Here is a 16,821-nt window from a genome sequence, read left to right as displayed (position 1 = left end):
CGTGTCATGTCTTGTTTCCGGCTAAAGAAAGGGGAGTGCGATGAGTGAACTTCGTCCGCGCTCAGAGTTGCGTTCGCGCTCTGTAGACCGCACCGACTCGAAGAAAAAGCCTGAAGTCCAAGGTCTGGCACGTCACGGACGGTTGAAGAAGCCAGGACCGTGGGGCTCGATCGCTAAGGTCGTTGCCGCATCGCTCGCTGTTCTGTTAGTCAGTGGTGCCGCTGTTGGCGCTGTCGCCTTTGACAATGTTTATAGTCAGCGCGACACCGTTGCCCTCATCGGTGAAACCGAAGGCGCTCCGCCTCAGATCGGCAGCTTTGAGGGTGGCTTCAACATCCTCATCGTGGGTAGCGATACTCGCGTTGATCAGGATGGCGTCGGAGGCTCCGCAGCGGTTGAATCTGGTGAACTCAATGACGTCAACATGATTTTGCATGTGGCGGCTGACGGTCAATCCGCGACTGCCATCAGCTTTCCGCGCGACTTGGTTATGGGTATTCCGGAGTGCCCGAGCTTGGATGGCGATTACAACAAGTACTACTCCACCGAGGCGCTCAACACGGCGATGTCGTATGGCGGCCTAGCCTGTGTCGTCTTGACGCTGTCAGAGTTCACCGGCCTCGATATCCAGTTCGCCGGCGTTATTACTTTCCAAGGTGTCATCGAGATGACCAACGCCATCGGCGGCGTTCCTGTCTGTATCGATGGCCCGCTCGTTGACCCGCTCGCAGACATCAACCTTCCTGAAGCAGGCACATATGTACTTCAGGGTGCTGAAGCTCTAGGCTTCCTCCGTTCTCGCCACGGTGTGGGTGACGGTAGTGACCTCACGCGCATTAGTTCGCAGCAGGTTTATCTTTCTTCGATGGTGCGCACTCTCAAGAGCGAAGACACGCTCGGTGACTACAAGAAGCTCTACAATCTGGCGCAAGCCGCGATCGATAACATGCAGCTGTCGACTGGACTCAGCGATGTTCCGACCCTCGTCTCCATCGCTCTGGCGTTGAAGGATGTTCCGCTCGATACGGTTCAGTTTGTGCAGTACCCCGGTACCACTGGCGGCGTCGGCGTGTACTCGGGCAAGGTTCAGCCGAACACGTACCTGGGTGATCAAATGATTGACTTGATCGCGGCCGATGAACCATTTGTGCTCGCAAACGCTGGAGACGACATGGGGTCCTACGTCAACCCTGATTCTGTTGAATCGACTACGGAACCCGAAGCCACAGAGTCGGCCGACCCCAATGCAACGGCTGCTCCTGAGGTTGATGCCGAGGTTCTCGATATTCGCGGCCAGAGCGCTGCGGATGAGACCTGCACGATCACGAACAGCTACTAATCGTTCTATTTGAGGCTCGGTTCGTCGTTCCGCTCCTAAGCGGTTATGATTGCTGAGTACGTCTGGAGACGTCGCATAGTCCGGCCTAGTGCACCACCCTGCTAAGGTGGAGTACCCGTAAGGGTACCGAGAGTTCAAATCTCTCCGTCTCCGCTCTGCAAAGAAAACCCTTGATTGTTCAAGGGTTTTCTTGCGTTAAGAGCGGTGATCATTGCCAACGCGAAGGGACGTCGTGAAAACCTACACCGTCGCCGAAGCGGCCGCGCGAATCGAGTTGCTGAGCGAGCGCACAAGCGGTGCGCCCTTTCTGCTTGGCGTTGTCGGGCCGCCCGGGGCAGGTAAGTCGACGTTCGCGGAGAAGCTCGCGGTGCCTATCCTCCCGATGGATGGTTTCCACTTCGCCAATGAACACCTCGACCGTCTAGGCCTTCGGAACAAGAAGGGTGCGCCGGGGACTTTCGATGTTGAAGGCCTTGCCTCAACACTGCGTCGGCTGCGTGCCGGGGAGACTGTCGTCGTTCCGCGATTCGATCGAGCGGTCGACGCCGCCATCGCTGGCGCGGTTCTGCTCCCCGGCGATGCCCCGTTGATCGTGACGGAAGGCAACTACCTTCTCCACGACAATGCCGGCTGGGGTGCGATACGACCCCTGCTTGATGAGGTCTGGTATCTCGACGTCAATGACGACCTTCGGCGCGACAGGCTCGTGGCCCGTCACGAGCGTTACGGGCGTTCGGAGGCGGATGCCGCCCGCTGGGTTACCGAGGTCGACGAACCCAATGCTGTGCTCATCCGCACGACGCGCCAGCGAGCGGATGCCGTCGTCGCTGCTTCCTGAGCGCCTGGCTGGCGCCTGAGCGCTGGCTAGCACCGGCGCGTCCACAGACTAGGCTCGGGCGTTATGGCAACTGGCTCAACGATCCACACTTTCACGGTGCAATTGGCGGATGTGGACCGCGGGGTTTACGACGACTTCACGCTTCGCGTCGCGCGGCATCCCTCTGAAACAGACTTGTACATGATGACTCGTGTGCTCGCGTATTGCCTCGAATTCGAGGAGGGAATCGCGTTCAGCGAGGGAGTCTCGTCGACCAATGAACCTGCAGTTCTGGTTCGCGACCTCACCGGCACGATCACGGCCTGGATTGAGATCGGTGCACCGGATGCTGCCCGACTTCACTTCGGTAGCAAACTGGCAGACAGGGTCGCCATCTACACGCACCGTAACCCGGTAAAGGTTGCAGCTCCGTGGGCAGGCAAGAAGATCCACAACGCGAGCGAAATTGTCTTCCGCAGTTTTGATCCCGGCTTCATCGAAGACGCTGTGGCCGCCCTGGAACGACGCAACGCTGTCACCCTGTCGGTGACGGAGGGGCAGCTGTATCTCGAGCTCAACGGCACCACGGTGAGTTCGGCACTGCATAGCCACCCCGTGGAGTAGCGACGGTGCGTTGACCTTTCCCGAGAAGCACCTGTGGTGTGTGAAGTTCTCGGAATGAATGCCGCCCGCCGCTATGTTGGTCTAGAAGATGACTATTCTGCCGCGCACCCAGCCTCCCGCCCTTTCGTTGCCACTCGCGCGCGGAGGTTCCCTTGAGGATCTCGCGCTGGGGACGGGCGCCGATGGCCGTTTCACCCTTCTGGTTTTCTATCGCGGTCTGCACTGCCCGGTGTGCCGCAAGCAGCTTCGCGAACTTGACGACAACATGGATGCGCTGCGTGAAGCCGGGGTGGGTCGCGTCGTGGCCATCAGCATGGACACCCTCAAGCGCGTCACGATATCGATCGAGGATTGGGAACTCAGTCGGCTTCCGATTGCTTATGGGTTGAGCGAAGAGCAGGCTCGCGAATGGGGTCTCTTCCTCTCGAGCGGTTTCAAGAAGGGCGAACCGGAGCTGTTTAGCGAGCCGGGCATGTTCATTCTTGACGCCGACAACACCGTGTTCTGGACTACTGTTTCCAGCATGCCTTTCGGTCGGATGCCCGTGAAGGCCATCATTCATGGTCTCGAGTACGTCACCGAGACCGATTATCCCGCGCGCGGAACGGTAGCGCCCGCGCACTGAGTCGTGCACGCCGGGTGTAGCTCTGAACGGTAAGGCATTCTTCGGCGCCGAAAGGCAGAGAGCTCTCTTCGCGGGGGATCGCTTCTGCTCGCTATGAGTGTGCTGTGCTTGCACGATCTTTGTGGTCCGTGCTTTACTGTCGGAAAGCGTTTACCGAAGGCCGCGACGACGAGGCCGGATCGAACAGAAAGCAGGACCGGCATGACTGACACCACTGTTGCCACAGCGACCCCTTCTCTCGCGCCCGTGCGTGAAATCGGCATCATTATGAATGGTGTCTCGGGCCGCATGGGATACCGCCAGCATCTCGTTCGCTCCATTCTGGCGATCCGCGACAACGGTGGCATCCTGATGCCCGACGGTTCGAAGGTCACCGTGAAGCCGATCCTCGTTGGTCGAAACGAAGCGAAACTCGCCGAGCTCGCTGCCAAGCACGGAATTGCGGACTACACGACCGATCTCGACGCTGCCCTCGCCGATCCGCAATGGGAAATTTACGCTGACTTCCTCGTCACCAAGGTCCGTGCTTCCGCTCTGCGCAAAGCTATCGCTGCCGGTAAGGCGATTTACACGGAGAAGCCCACCGCTGAATCGGTCGACGAGTCGCTCGAACTGGCACGCCTCGCCCGTGATGCTGGGGTCAAGACCGGGGTCGTGCACGACAAGCTATACCTTCCGGGATTGCAGAAACTCAAGCGCCTTATCGACTCCGGGTTCTTCGGCGAGATCCTCTCCGTGCGGGGAGAATTCGGCTACTGGGTGTTTGAGGGGGACTGGCAGCCAGCTCAGCGTCCCAGCTGGAACTACCGCAGCGAAGACGGCGGCGGCATCATCGTCGACATGTTCCCTCACTGGAACTACGTGCTTGAGAATCTGTTCGGTGCGGTAGAGACGGTCTATGCGCAGGCATCCACTCATGTTCCGACTCGCTGGGATGAAAATGACGAGCCGTATACGGCCACAGCAGAGGATGCCGCGTATGGAATTTTCGAACTAGACGGCGGAGTGGTCGCTCAGATCAATTCCTCCTGGACCGTTCGTGTCAATCGCGATGAACTCGTCGAATTTCACGTTGACGGCACGCTCGGATCTGCCGTGGTTGGCCTATTCGGTGCAAAGATTCAGCACCGAAACGCCACACCCAAGCCAGTGTGGAATCCCGACCTCGCTGACGACCACGATTACGACGGCGATTGGGCAGAGATCCCGACGAATGACGTCTTCCAGAATGGCTTCCGTCAGCAGTGGGAGGAATTCTTGACGTCGCACGTTGAGGGCACCGACTACGAGTTTGATCTGCTTGCTGGAGCTCGCGGCGTCTTGCTCGCTGAGGCTGGACTTCAGTCGAGCCGTGAAGGCCGCAAAATCCAACTGTCCGCGCTCACGCTCGACTGATTTTCGGGAGAACCTACCGATGACGAGCCTCACCCTCCTTTCCTCCGCCGGCGAAATCTCTTCGGTAGAACTTGCCGAAGCGGCGAACTACACGAAACCGGAAGCCGCGCTGCGCAGCCGCGTTGCGTACGCCGCTGCCCATGTGGTGCCCACAGTCACGGCAGACAATACGCCAGGGCAGCCTGCGAGCGTCGACTGGGATGCGACTCTCGCGTTCCGGCGTCACGCTTACTCGTGGGGCCTCGGTGTTGCCGATGCGATGGACACCGCGCAGCGAAACATGGGATTGGATGCCGCGGCGACCCGCGAACTCATCTCGCGTTCGGCTGAAGTGGCTCGTGAGGAGGGCGGCTCGGTCGTCGTCGGCGTCAACACCGATCATGTCGATGATGAACACATCACCCTCGACGAAGTGATTGACGCCTACAAAACTCAGCTTCACTTCACCGAGGAACAGGGTGCCGGCCCCGTGCTCATGGCGTCGCGACACTTGGCCCGCGCCGCCGAATCCGCTGACGACTACAGGCGCGTCTACCGCGAAGTGTTGTCGTCGGCGTCGGGACCGGTCGTGCTGCACTGGTTGGGTACCGCTTTTGACCCGGCCCTCGAAGGGTATTTCGGGTCAACCGACTGGCGCGTAGCCGCCACCGTCGTGCTCGAAATCATTCACGAGAATGTCGAGAAGGTCTCGGGCATCAAGATGAGCCTGCTCGATGCTGCGTCTGAAGTTTCGGTGCGCGAACGCCTGCCAGCCAGCGTGCGCATGTTCACCGGTGACGATTTCAACTATGTCGGACTGATTGGTGGCGCGGATGTTCCAAACGCGGAGCAGCCAGCGCGCGACCCTTTGAGCGATCGCCAACACTCCGACGCGCTCTTGGGGGCGTTCGCGGCACTCACGACATCGGCATCAGCGGCCATTCAAGCGCTCGATGCGGGGGACGCCGCTCGGTACCGCGCAATTCTCGAGCCGACGGAAGCTCTCAGCCGACACATCTTTGCGGTGCCCACGTTCTACTACAAGACCGGTGTCGCGTTCATGTCATGGCTGAATGGGCATCAGCCCGCTTTTCAGATGGTTGGCGGTTTGCATTCGGCTCGAAGCCTTCCGCACCTCTCGCGGATTATCGAACTTGCCAATGCGTCTCACTCCTTGGAGCAGCCAGAACTCGCGAGCGTCCGCTGGCACGGGATGCTCCGGCACAACGGAATCGACGCACCGGGAGCGAAATCATGATCACCATCGACCCGCGCCTGTCGATCAATCAGGCGACGATCAAGCACGCGGATCTGGCGACGGCTCTGCGCGTTACCTCCGAGGCAGGCGTTCAAGCGATCGGGCTATGGCGCGAACCTGTCCACGAGGTGGGGCTCTCTGTCGCGGCATCTATGCTGAATGGATCCGGCCTCCGCTTCACCACTCACTGTCGATCGGGCTTCTTTACTATGCCGGAGGGTAAAGAACGCCGCGCGTCAATCGACGACAACAGGGTCGCTATCGAGGAAGCGGCAACACTCGCAGCAGCGGGGGCTGCTGGTTCCACCGCGATCTTGGTTCTCGTATCCGGCGGTCTGCCCGAGGGCTCGCGCGACCTCGTTGGCGCGCGGGAACTGGTGCGGGACGCGATCGGAGAGCTTGCGCCGCACGCGGCTGCGGCGGGCGTGACGTTGGCCATCGAGCCGCTTCACCCGATGTTTGCCAGCGATCGATGTGTGGTCTCGACGCTCGCCCAAGCCCTAGATATTGCTGCCGATTTCGATTCAGCGGTAGTGGGGGCGGCGGTTGATACATTCCATATTTTTTGGGATCCCGATGTCTTAGCGTCTATCGCGCGTGCGGGCAATGAGGGGAGAATCGCGACTTATCAGGTGTGCGATTGGAAGACGCCGCTTCCGTCAAATGTTTTGCTGAGCCGGCACTACCCTGGCGACGGAGTAATTGACTTTGGGTCCCTTACTCGTGCCGTCGTCGACGCTGGATACGACCGAGATATTGAAGTCGAGATCTTCAACGAAGAGATTTGGGCTACTGATTCAGCAGTGGCGGTAGATCGCACAGCAAGAGCCTTCGCCTCGGTTGTTTCGCCCCATTTGGCGGCAGCTACCTCGTCGTCGTGAGTCTGGCTCATGAGGCAGGACCTCCTCGGATGTCGTGGCGGCGCCCTCTAGACTCGGGCATGTGAGCGATTCCCCGACCTCGTCCCGCGCAGCAGCGACCCTGCATGATGTTGCGCGTGAATCCGGCGTCTCGTTGGCCACAGCATCCCGGGTTCTGAATGGTTCTCAGCGAGTGGTCGCGGAGAGCTATCGAGAGCGTGTGCATGCTGCGGCAGAAAAGCTTGGGTACACGGCCAACCTCTCCGCCCAAGCAACAGCACGGGGCACGGCGGCGATAGTTGCGCTGCTCGTGGCAGACATTGCGGATCCCTACTTCGGCCAGATTGCTGCGGGGGTCGCCCGCGGGGCGGACGAAGCGGGGCTTGTCGTGACAATTGCAATTACCGAGCGTGATCCGCAGCGTGAAGTGCGTCTCATTCGGGCGCTACGCGGTCAGCGGCCGCGAGGTCTCATCTTGGCGGCATCGCGCACCGAAACAAACGAAGCCGCAGGCTTGCACTCAGAGCTGGAGTCATTCGCCGCTGGAGGCGCGCGCGTTGTGACGCTCGGCAGTGCATCTGGCGACCACCGAGCAGTGCTGTTCGATAACCGTGCCGGAGCTCGAGAGCTTGGATCGGCTCTGGCCGCGCGAGGATATCGCGATGCGATCGTGATCGGTGCTGCACAAGGAATCCGCACCTCTGACGACCGAATCAGCGGATTCAACGAGGGCTTCGTGGATGACGGCGGCGGGAACATCCATCAGGTAATCAGGGGCGAGTTTACGAGGGAGTCCGGATACGACTCGGTCTCACAGCTGCTTCTAGGAGACCTGCCAGCGGGCACGCTTATTTTCGCGATCAGCGACGTCGTTGCCATCGGCATAATGTCGGCACTTCGAGATGCCGGGCGAGGTGTTGGCGAGGACATTGCTGTGGCTGGTTTTGACGATATCGCCACGGGCCGAGACGTTCGACCGGGCCTAACCACGGTGAGAGTTCCTCTTGACGAGCTCGGCTACCGCCTATTGTGCGCGGTGATTGATGATGAGTGGGATGCGGCAGCTGAGCCAAAGCCGCTAGAGGTCATCATTCGCGGGAGCACTCCGGAGCGTTGAACGCCGCGGGGGTGCGATTCGAGCATCGCCTCTCCGTGCAGCGCTCTGAACTGCACGTGGACACTAGACGGGAAAGCGCTATCCCTGACACAATGGGGGCAATGACTGCCGAAAGAGAACGTGCTCCTCTCGCCCTCATCGCCAGCGGCGGTGGGCGCTACGGCGACCCCTGGCACCCTTTCGACGAGACCTCCGCAGCACTAGCGATGCTGCTCGAGGCGGATGGATGGCGGGTGATCATCGACTCGGATGTCGATCACGCGCTCACGAGATTGGACGACGTACAGCTTTTAGTGGTCAACGCCGGTGACCCTTCGCGGAACATACCAGACAGCATCCAACAGCCCACAGCAGCCCTGGTCGCTGCCGCCACCGCTAGCCTTGCCCGTGCCATCGATCGAGGGATGGGAATCTTGGCAACCCACACCGCGGTGGCATCGCTTCGCGACTATCCGCGATGGCGTGCATCGATTGGAGGCGTGTGGCGAGTGGGCACGTCGTGGCATCCACCGCTCGCGTTGTCATCCGTTCACGTGCGGGAAAGCTCTCACCCGATTAGTCGAGGCACGACGGATTTCACTCTGGTCGATGAGCTGTACACCGACCTCGAAGTTGATGACAATGTGTGTGTTCTCGTAGACCATTCGCTTGACGGAGTGGTTCATCCACTTCTGTGGGCACGGGAGACGACTGGCCGGGCGGTGGTTTCTGCCTTCGGGCATGACGTGCGCGCCTACGAATCGACCGCCGTGCAGCATTTAGTCCGTCGGGCGGCGCGCTGGGCCAGCCGAATCGACTCCTGAACCGAAACTCATCACAGCAACACAACTGAAAGGGGCACACGTGGGCGCAATCGAGCAAGAACTCGCTCTCGGTGTTACGTCGCAGCAAGGGCGTACCGCAAAGATCGAGGGCAAGAGCTATGGAATAGCTATCGCGTCTGAACTCCTCGCGAAGCGGATCTTTGGGGAGAACTACGAGCTCCTCGATGCCGTTCCTGGCGACGCAAATTTGCCGATCGTGACAGCGTGGGACGATGCCGCGCTTGAGCGGCTAGCAGACGTGGATGTTCTCATCACGGGATGGGGCGCTCCGAAGCTGACCGATGAGGTTGGCGACCAGCTTTCGCAACTGACCGCGGTGGTTCATGCCGGCGGGGCGACGGCATCGCTCATGACACCGAACATGCGCGAGAGGCTCTTGCTCTCGAGCGCGGGTGATGCGAATTCGATTCCTGTGGCGGAGTACTCTCTTGCAATGATTCTGCTGTCCTGCAAGCAGGTGTTTCGATCGCAGAAACTCTATCGAGAGCGGCGCTCGCAGATCAACCGAGAAGTATCGTTTCCCCTTGCTGGAAATTACGGCCAGACAGTGGGCTTGGTTGGTGCCTCGAAGGTTGGGCGACTGCTGATTGAGCTCCTTCGCCCTTTCGATCTGCGAATTCTCATGCACGACCCCTATCTTTCGGAGCGGGAAGCCCGTGAACTAGGGGTCGAGCTGGTATCGCTGAATGACGTCATGTCGTCGAGTGATGTGGTCTCGTTGCACGTTCCATTGAACTCTGAGACAAGGGGGATGATCGGGCAGGCCGAGTTGTCCGCAATGCGACCTAACGCGACTCTGCTGAACACAGCGCGGGGTGCGGTTATCGACTTTCCGGCCCTCGAGAAGGAACTGCTTACAGGCCGAATTGACGCCATTCTCGACGTGACTGACCCATTCGAACCCTTGCCGAGCGATTCGCCACTGTGGGATTGCTCGAACGTCATGATCACTCCCCATGTGGCCGGCTCGATGGGCACGGAGCTTCGGCGTATCGGACAGCACGTTGCAGAAGAGGTGGCGCGTGCGTTGCGAGGAGAGGCGTTTGTTGCGCAGGTTGAAACGCAGCCTTAGTGAAACCGAGGCCTGATACAGCACCGTATCGCGCAAATTTCGCCATTCACCCGCGTGTCCCCCTGATGGGGGTAGACAGCGAGTGCCACTCGCCATAGGGTCGATGCTGAATCGTTATTCAGTAGTGCGTGTAGGGCTGTCGAAACCTAGTCGGCACCCGCGTACGTGAGCCCGACGAAGGACTTTGGCGTGAATCCTCCTGTAGATCCCGACGTACGTCCGCGAGGTGACGGCGAGGCTCTACTCGCTCGTCGCATGATTATCACGAGTGGCATCGCAGCGCTTGCCGCCGTCGGTGCGGCCGCCGCGAGCAGTGCCGCTTTTGGTCCGGCGAGCACCCTCTCTCTGCTTCCGGATGGCGCGAGCCCTCCCGCGGCTCCTCCGTCTACCGGGTCTGCGCCGCGCAACACTCCGGTGCCGACCACTCCGACACCGAGCGCGACGTCCACGAACCCGCCGGCCACGAAGAACCCGACCGGGGGCACGAACCCACCCGCGACTCAAGACCCGCGTTCACCGGCAACGGCAAACCCGCCCGCCGACCGCGACCAGAGTTACGCGAATCCGGGCGCAGGAACCGGCACGACGCCCCGTGCTGACACGCCATCAGCGGCGAAGCCCGCGACCAAGCCAACACCGCAAAAGGGGTCGACCGCTCCCGAGGTTATCTCCACCGGCGTCGCCGACAACGACGAAACCCACTCTCACTTGCTGGCGCGCGCAACTTTTGGCCCGCGCAGCAGCGACTTCGTTGACCTCTCGTCGATGGGAATCGACAAGTGGTTGGGCGCACAACTTGCTCCGGCATCCATCGCAGACCCGGATGGCGATGCAGCGTGGGCTGCCTTCCCTCTCGCGAAGTCGTCTACTGCCAAAGTGCGCTCCTCTATCAAGCAATACAGCTGGGATGCTGCACGCCAGACCGGCCAAGGAACCTTGGCGGCACAGGTCTTCAGCAAGCGCCAGCTGTTTGAAGTCGTTGTCGATGTGTTCTCGAACTTGCTGAATGTGACTACGCCATCAGACAGCGTGTGGGCCACGGGGCCCGACTATGCGAACTCGGTTATTCGGGCGAACGCTCTCGGCACGTATTCCGCCATGCTGCATGCGGCGATGCGACACCCCGCCATGTTGACCTACCTCAACAACGAGCAGTCAAACAAGGGGAATGTCAACGAGAACCTCGGTCGTGAGTTGCTTGAGCTCCACACGCTGGGAGTCGCGTCGGGCTACACCGAAGATGATGTGCGCAATAGCGCCATGATCCTCTCGGGCCGCGGGATTGACTATGAGACCGGCGAATTCCGCTATCGCGCGGATCGCCATTACGTCGGCCCCGTCGCCACGTCGTTCTTTACCGACGAAAACACGACCGCTGAGGGCGGGCTCGAAATGGGCGACCGCTACGTGAGCGTGCTGGCGCATCACCCCGCAACTGCAGCGACGGTCGTCCGAAAGCTTGCAGTTCGATTCGTTTCGGATTCGCCGCCCCAGGCTTTGCTCGATCGCTTGGCTCAGACCTATCTCGACAACGACACCGCGATCCTTCCCGTGCTCAAGCAGCTTTTTGCCAGCGATGAGTTCTGGTCGGCAATCGGAGAGAAAGCGCGCCGGCCGCTCGAAGACGCGGTGGGGGCGGCCCGTGCGGTTGGCGCTCAGCCCAGCGACAAGCTTGCTGATGGTGCCAAAAATCTCTACTGGGTTCTTCAGAATCTTGGGCACGCGCCTCTCACGTGGACCCCGCCCAATGGTTTCCCCGACGTCACCGGAGCTTGGCTTTCTGCCAGCCAGACGGTGTCGCGCTGGAACCTGCACCGGAGCTTGACCGGTGGCTGGATGAAGGGACTCACCCCACCCGCCAAGCTCAGCGAAGAACTCGTGCCGAGCACGGGCCAGACGAACGCCCAATGGATCGACAGCATCGCTCAGCGCATGATCGGCCGTCCGCTCAGTGATACCCATCGCGCTGTGCTGCTGTCGTATCTCGATGCTGACGGTTCTACTGAAGCCGAAGCGGGCGATGCGTGGCAGGTCCCCGCTCTCGCGGCCCTCGTGCTCGACTCGCCCTATTTCCAACTGCGCTAATCGACTGCGCTAATCGACTGCGCTGACCAGACTCACCCTCCCCTGTAGCTCGAACCCGACTCGAGAAAGAACCCTCTAATGACCGAGACCCGTTTCCTTCACCCTGACTGCCCAGACTGGCGACAGTTGGGTCCGACTGATTTAGATTCCGCAGTGCGAGCCCATAGCGAGATTGTGGTGGCCGAGGAGACGGCACGACGCGAGCTCTGGTCGAAAGGCTTTACCCGCCGACGGATGCTGCAGGGCGGGCTCATGGCCGGAGTCGCCGCTATCGGCTCCCAGATCGTGACCACGCAGGCGTCGTACGCGGCCCCCGGCTCGCCTGACACGGGTGCGCTTATCGTGGTCTTCCTCCGCGGCGGAATGGACGGTCTCTCCGTGCTGGTTCCGGCTACCGACGCTGACCTCTTGAAGGCACGCCCCGGCATCGCGGTCAAAGAGAACTCGGGTCTCATTGCCTTCGAACGCGGTTTCGGGTTGCACCCGGCGCTGTCTGCCTTGAAGCCGATGATGGCTCAGGGCAAGATCGCTGCTGTGCCAGCTATCGGCACGCCCGACCTTTCGCGAAGCCACTTCCAAGCGCAGGATTGCCTCGAACGCGGTGGCTCCGCTGGCAGCGCTTCGCAAACGGGGTGGCTCAACCGCGCTCTTGAGCAGAGCGGTCCAGGAACGACTTGGCGCGGGGTGGGGGCAAGCGATCGTCTTGCTCGCTCTCTCGTGGGTGGTTCGAATGCGCTCGTTGTTCCTGACCTCGAGCGCATGGCGATTGACGTGGATGACTCGCTCCTTGAGCCCACTCGCACGGCCCTTGCAAGTCTCTACACCGGGCTAGATCACCCGATCGCGCAGCAAGCCAACCTCGCTTTGAGCGCCTCCAGCGAAGCCTCCGAAATTGCGGCTTCCGCTGGAGACGCGAAAGCGCGTGGCTACGGGGACGACAACTTCTCTAGCGACCTCGCGACGTTGGCCAGCCTCATCCGGGCGAATGTGGGCCTTCGGGTTGGCACGTTGGATCTCGGTGGCTGGGACATGCACACCGACATCGGCACACCAGACAAGGGCGACATGCACGACATGCTCAGCGCTGTGGGCAACGGTCTCGCGGCATTCTTCGCTGACCTTGGCCCGAAGGCTGACACCACCACTGTGGTGCTCATGAGTGAGTTTGGTCGTCGCGTAGGTCAGAACGACAGCTCAGGTGTTGACCACGGTCACGGCGGCCTCGCCATGGTGCTCGGTGGCGGAGTCAAGGGCGGCGTGCACGGCAAGTGGGAGGGCCTCGGGGCTGATGTGCTCGATCACGGCGACGTTCCCGGCAGCAACGACTTCCGCGATCTTCTTGGCGAGGTCGTCATGAACCGCCTCGATCTCAGCGCGGCCGACGCCAGCATCATCTTCCCCGACTGGAAGGTGTCGCCGATTGGCGTGATGGCGTAGCTGCCCGGGGCGACACAGCCCGCAGCGAATAGACTAGAGGCTGTGGCGAGCCCGACACCCGTCGATCGTCACGCTGACGGGGGATGAGCTGCGGGTCATGATCGAATTCAGAAACGTCACGAAACGCTTCCCCGACGGTACCCTCGCGGTCGAAAACTTCTCTCTTGTGCTGCCATCGCACAAGGCAACCGTGTTCGTGGGTTCGTCTGGCTCAGGCAAAACAACCTTGCTCCGCATGATCAATCGCATGATCGACCCGACGTCAGGCGAGGTGCTGATCGACGGCGAGGATGTGGCCACCTTCAACCCCGTCACACTGCGTCGTCGAATTGGCTATGTGCTGCAGGCGATAGGCCTTCTTCCGCACCGCCGCGTGGTTGACAACGTTGCTTCGGTTCCACGACTCACTGGTGTTTCCAAAAAAGATGCTCGCCAGGGCGCATTGCAACTGCTCGACACCGTCGGGCTTGATCGCGCGTTGGCAGACCGGTACCCCGATCAGCTCTCGGGAGGCCAGCAACAGCGCGTGGGCGTGGCGCGAGCGCTCGCCAACAACCCCGACATTCTTCTGATGGACGAGCCGTTCGGCGCCGTTGATCCGATAGTGCGAGCAGAGCTTCAACTCGAACTGAACCGTTTGCAGCGCGAACTGGGCAAGACCACGGTGTTCGTCACCCACGATATTGACGAAGCATTCGCTATCGCGGATCAAGTGGTGATCCTCAGCGATGGCGGCGTCATTGCACAAGTCGGCACGCCGGCCGAAATTCTCGCAAACCCAGCCAGCGATTTTGTGTCGACTTTCATCGGCGCCGACAAGGGAAAGCGCACGCTTCGCTTGCAGCATCGTGACGGTGACAATGCGACGTTGGTCGTCGATGCTGATGGGCGCCCCGCCGGCATCCTCGAGGCCGACTGATGCAGGCTTTCGTATGAGTTGGCTGTTCGAGAACTTTGAGTTGGTGGCAGAACTCACGCTCAACCACGTAGCGCTCAGCATTCTGCCCATTGTGCTGGGATTCGCCATCGCCGTTCCGCTGGGATGGTTGGCCAATCGCTGGTCGGCCATGCGATCAGTGGTGGTTGCTGGCGGAAGCTTGCTGTACACGATCCCGTCGCTGCCACTCTTTGTGATGCTGCCGTACCTGCTCGGCACGAAGATTACGGATGACCGAAACATTGTTGTGGCGCTCACTATCTATGCGGTCGCCATGATGGTGCGTACTGCGGCCGACGCGCTCGCGGCGGTGCCCGGAGCGGCTGTGGAAGCGGCGACGGCCATGGGGTATTCCGCGTGGAGTCGATTCTGGCTTGTCGAGTTTCCGCTAGCGGGGCCGGTGCTGCTCGCCGGCCTGCGCGTAGTTTCGGCGAGCACTATTGCGCTGGTCTCGGTCGGAGCGATCATCGGGTCGGCCAATCTGGGATACCTGTTCACGAATGGAAAACAGCGGGACTTCCTCGAGGAAATCCTGATCGGAATCGGCGCGAGTCTGCTCATTGCTCTGGTGTTCGACGTGCTGCTTGTCTTACTTGGGCGCCTCCTCATGCCCTGGATGCGTCGCGGCGGCCAGTCCACCCGGGCGCGCCTTCCTCTGCGCGAGAGGACGGTCTAGCCCATGCAGTTCTTCCTCGATGCCGTTCGTTGGCTCACCGACCCCGCTAATTACGCTGCCGGCGCGCGGAATCCTTTGCCGATCCAAGAGCGCATTGGAGAGCACCTTCTCTACACCGTGGTGGCAGTCGCCATTGCTGCGGTGATCGCACTCCCGCTGGGCTTTTACATCGGCCATACCGGGCGCGGGCGCCAGTTCGTCATCGGCTTCACGGGCGCAATGAGGGCGCTGCCCACTCTGGGTCTACTGATGGCGCTCTTCGTCATTGTCGGGGCAACCGTGCCGTTTACTCGCGCGGCGTTCATCGCCTCCATCATCGCGCTCGTCGTTCTCGCTATTCCGTCGATTCTGGCTGGGGCGTATGCCGGGATCGAGTCGGTGGATCGGAATACGGTCGACGCCGGGCGCGCGATGGGAATGACCGAGCTGCAGATCGTGACGCAGATCGAGATCCCGCTCTCGCTGCCGCTGATTATCGGCGGAATTCGCGCATCCGCCCTCCAAGTTATTGCTACCGCCGTGATCGCGTCGTATATCTCGCTCGGCGGCATCGGAACCATCATCTCGAGCGGCATCGGCCTCAATGACAACAACCGCATTTTGGGCGGGGCCATTCTCGTCACGGTGCTCGCGCTGGTTGTTGATGGCCTCTTTGCCATCGCGCAGCAGCTCACCAAGCGCCGAAGCTCTCCCGGCGCCCCACGCCGGAACACACACGTCCGCAGCCGGTCATTCGGGTCCGCTGCGGTGGCGGGAACAACCGCCCACGAAGGGGAGAACTGATGTTCACAATGAAGAGGTCACGGATCGCTATCGCGGCCGTCGCAACCGGAGCAGTGGTCGCCTTGACCGGGTGCGCAACGTCTGACCCCACCGACAGTTCCGCAGGTGACTCCACGGATGCGTCAGCGATCGTCGTCGGCTCATTTGCTTACCCCGAGAGCGAAATCCTCGGCAACATTTATGCTCTCGCGCTCGAAGACGCGGGCTTTGAGGTCGAGACCAAGTTCAACCTCGGCCCACGCCAAACCACCATTCCTGCGCTCGAGGATGGCTCGATCAGCTTGATGCCCGAGTACAACGGCAACCTGCTGTTCTTCTATGACACCGAAAACGAGGCTCGCACCACCGCCGACGTCGACAGTGCCTTGGAAACCACGGTTCCCGACGGTTTCCGCGTGCTCGACTCCTCGCCCGCTGAAGACAAGGACGCCTACGTCGTCACTCAGGAACTCGCTGATGCCGAGGGCCTGGTTTCCATCGGAGACCTGAAGAAGATCGAACCGTTTAGCCTCGGTGCTAGCCCGCAGATCGCGGAACTTCCCTACGGCATCCCCGGACTCGAAGAGTTCTACGGCCTCGAAAGCATCACGTTCGTTCCCATCGAAGACTTCGGTGGACCCGACACTGTGAAGGCTCTCGTCGACGATGCTGTGCAGGTTGCTGACATCTTCACGACCTCGCCTGACCTCGTTGCGAAGAACCTTGTTGTTCTGGATGACCCCGAGAACCTGATCGCCGCACAAAACATCGTGCCGCTACTCAACTCGAACATTTACAGCGATGAACTCGCCGACGTGCTCAACCGAATTTCGGCCGCGCTCACGACCGAGGACCTGATTGCCCTGCGCGATCGTGTCGAAGGAGCTGAAAAGGCACAGGCCGCAACGGCCGCCATGGACTGGTTGACCGATAAAGGTCTGCTGGGCTAACTGCTGGTGAGGCGCCCCGTGCACTAGCGCGGGGCGCCTTTCTCTGTGCTGATGCCCCGCACGT

General features: G+C 60.9%; 16 protein-coding genes and 1 tRNA gene. All 17 read left to right on the top strand.

Annotation, left to right across the window (positions count from 1 at the left end):
* Positions 1 to 40: 40 nt before the first annotated feature.
* Positions 41 to 1,339, top strand: coding sequence for an LCP family protein (locus tag I6E74_RS00210; RefSeq protein WP_197121868.1), 1,299 nt, complete (start codon positions 41 to 43; stop codon positions 1,337 to 1,339).
* Between the two features lie 64 nt (positions 1,340 to 1,403).
* Positions 1,404 to 1,492, top strand: a tRNA-Ser gene (locus I6E74_RS00205).
* Positions 1,493 to 1,571: 79 nt separating this feature from the next.
* A complete protein-coding gene (locus tag I6E74_RS00200) occupies positions 1,572 to 2,177 on the top strand; it encodes a nucleoside/nucleotide kinase family protein (protein WP_197121866.1) in 606 nt (201 codons plus the stop codon).
* 63 nt (positions 2,178 to 2,240) lie between these two features.
* Positions 2,241 to 2,780 carry a YaeQ family protein gene (locus tag I6E74_RS00195; protein ID WP_197121864.1) on the top strand — a complete coding sequence of 180 codons (540 nt, stop codon included), beginning with the start codon at positions 2,241 to 2,243 and terminating at the stop codon, positions 2,778 to 2,780.
* An 88-nt stretch (positions 2,781 to 2,868) separates the two neighbouring features.
* A complete protein-coding gene (locus I6E74_RS00190) occupies positions 2,869 to 3,405 on the top strand; it encodes a redoxin domain-containing protein (RefSeq protein WP_197121862.1) in 537 nt (178 codons plus the stop codon).
* A 201-nt stretch (positions 3,406 to 3,606) separates the two neighbouring features.
* On the top strand, positions 3,607 to 4,800 hold the full coding sequence (locus tag I6E74_RS00185; protein WP_197121860.1) for a Gfo/Idh/MocA family protein: 1,194 nt from the start codon (positions 3,607 to 3,609) through the stop codon (positions 4,798 to 4,800).
* A gap of 19 nt (positions 4,801 to 4,819) precedes the next feature.
* Complete coding sequence (locus tag I6E74_RS00180) at positions 4,820 to 6,037, top strand: dihydrodipicolinate synthase family protein (RefSeq protein WP_197121857.1); 1,218 nt, start codon at positions 4,820 to 4,822, stop codon at positions 6,035 to 6,037.
* Positions 6,034 to 6,918, top strand: a complete 885-nt coding sequence (locus tag I6E74_RS00175) for a sugar phosphate isomerase/epimerase (protein WP_197121856.1) — start codon at positions 6,034 to 6,036, stop codon at positions 6,916 to 6,918. Before I6E74_RS00180 ends, I6E74_RS00175 begins: the two co-directional genes overlap by 4 nt.
* A 61-nt stretch (positions 6,919 to 6,979) precedes the next feature.
* Positions 6,980 to 8,014 carry a LacI family DNA-binding transcriptional regulator gene (locus I6E74_RS00170; protein WP_197121854.1) on the top strand — a complete coding sequence of 345 codons (1,035 nt, stop codon included), beginning with the start codon at positions 6,980 to 6,982 and terminating at the stop codon, positions 8,012 to 8,014.
* A gap of 101 nt (positions 8,015 to 8,115) precedes the next feature.
* On the top strand, positions 8,116 to 8,817 hold the full coding sequence (locus I6E74_RS00165) for a ThuA domain-containing protein (protein ID WP_231604436.1): 702 nt from the start codon (positions 8,116 to 8,118) through the stop codon (positions 8,815 to 8,817).
* Between the two features lie 40 nt (positions 8,818 to 8,857).
* Entirely contained in the window at positions 8,858 to 9,910 is a 1,053-nt protein-coding gene (locus I6E74_RS14665; RefSeq protein ID WP_197121850.1) for a hydroxyacid dehydrogenase, read from the top strand.
* 189 nt (positions 9,911 to 10,099) lie between these two features.
* Positions 10,100 to 11,995 carry a DUF1800 domain-containing protein gene (locus I6E74_RS00155; protein ID WP_197121847.1) on the top strand — a complete coding sequence of 632 codons (1,896 nt, stop codon included), beginning with the start codon at positions 10,100 to 10,102 and terminating at the stop codon, positions 11,993 to 11,995.
* Positions 11,996 to 12,073: 78 nt separating this feature from the next.
* Complete coding sequence (locus tag I6E74_RS00150; protein ID WP_197121845.1) at positions 12,074 to 13,432, top strand: DUF1501 domain-containing protein; 1,359 nt, start codon at positions 12,074 to 12,076, stop codon at positions 13,430 to 13,432.
* Positions 13,433 to 13,529: 97 nt separating this feature from the next.
* The gene (locus I6E74_RS00145) at positions 13,530 to 14,351 is read left to right on the top strand and encodes an ABC transporter ATP-binding protein (RefSeq protein WP_197121843.1); all 822 of its coding nucleotides are present in this window, start codon (positions 13,530 to 13,532) and stop codon (positions 14,349 to 14,351) included.
* 13 nt (positions 14,352 to 14,364) lie between these two features.
* Complete coding sequence (locus I6E74_RS00140) at positions 14,365 to 15,045, top strand: ABC transporter permease (RefSeq protein WP_197121841.1); 681 nt, start codon at positions 14,365 to 14,367, stop codon at positions 15,043 to 15,045.
* Positions 15,046 to 15,048: 3 nt separating this feature from the next.
* Complete coding sequence (locus I6E74_RS00135) at positions 15,049 to 15,828, top strand: ABC transporter permease (protein ID WP_197121839.1); 780 nt, start codon at positions 15,049 to 15,051, stop codon at positions 15,826 to 15,828.
* A complete protein-coding gene (locus I6E74_RS00130; protein ID WP_197121837.1) occupies positions 15,828 to 16,757 on the top strand; it encodes an ABC transporter substrate-binding protein in 930 nt (309 codons plus the stop codon). Before I6E74_RS00135 ends, I6E74_RS00130 begins: the two co-directional genes overlap by 1 nt.
* Positions 16,758 to 16,821 lie beyond the last annotated feature (64 nt).

It is taken from the genome of Salinibacterium sp. SWN139 (assembly GCF_015864625.1).
Classification (GTDB): domain Bacteria; phylum Actinomycetota; class Actinomycetes; order Actinomycetales; family Microbacteriaceae; genus Rhodoglobus.
Note: the sequence above shows the minus strand (reverse complement) of the source record. Positions and strands in the feature narration are given on the sequence as shown.

Bases quoted from the DNA above. Each gene is read 5' to 3' on its own strand.
- I6E74_RS00140 (WP_197121841.1), top strand. From the start codon at position 14,365: ATGAGTTGGCTGTTCGAGAACTTTGAGTTGGTGGCAGAACTCACGCTC.
- I6E74_RS00190 (WP_197121862.1), top strand. From the start codon at position 2,869: ATGACTATTCTGCCGCGCACCCAGCCTCCCGCCCTTTCGTTGCCACTC.
- I6E74_RS00165 (WP_231604436.1), top strand. From the start codon at position 8,116: ATGACTGCCGAAAGAGAACGTGCTCCTCTCGCCCTCATCGCCAGCGGC.
- I6E74_RS00150 (WP_197121845.1), top strand. From the start codon at position 12,074: ATGACCGAGACCCGTTTCCTTCACCCTGACTGCCCAGACTGGCGACAG.
- I6E74_RS00130 (WP_197121837.1), top strand. From the start codon at position 15,828: ATGTTCACAATGAAGAGGTCACGGATCGCTATCGCGGCCGTCGCAACC.
- I6E74_RS00135 (WP_197121839.1), top strand. From the start codon at position 15,049: ATGCAGTTCTTCCTCGATGCCGTTCGTTGGCTCACCGACCCCGCTAAT.
- I6E74_RS00195 (WP_197121864.1), top strand. From the start codon at position 2,241: ATGGCAACTGGCTCAACGATCCACACTTTCACGGTGCAATTGGCGGAT.
- I6E74_RS00175 (WP_197121856.1), top strand. From the start codon at position 6,034: ATGATCACCATCGACCCGCGCCTGTCGATCAATCAGGCGACGATCAAG.
- I6E74_RS00180 (WP_197121857.1), top strand. From the start codon at position 4,820: ATGACGAGCCTCACCCTCCTTTCCTCCGCCGGCGAAATCTCTTCGGTA.
- I6E74_RS00210 (WP_197121868.1), top strand. From the start codon at position 41: ATGAGTGAACTTCGTCCGCGCTCAGAGTTGCGTTCGCGCTCTGTAGAC.
- I6E74_RS00145 (WP_197121843.1), top strand. From the start codon at position 13,530: ATGATCGAATTCAGAAACGTCACGAAACGCTTCCCCGACGGTACCCTC.
- I6E74_RS00185 (WP_197121860.1), top strand. From the start codon at position 3,607: ATGACTGACACCACTGTTGCCACAGCGACCCCTTCTCTCGCGCCCGTG.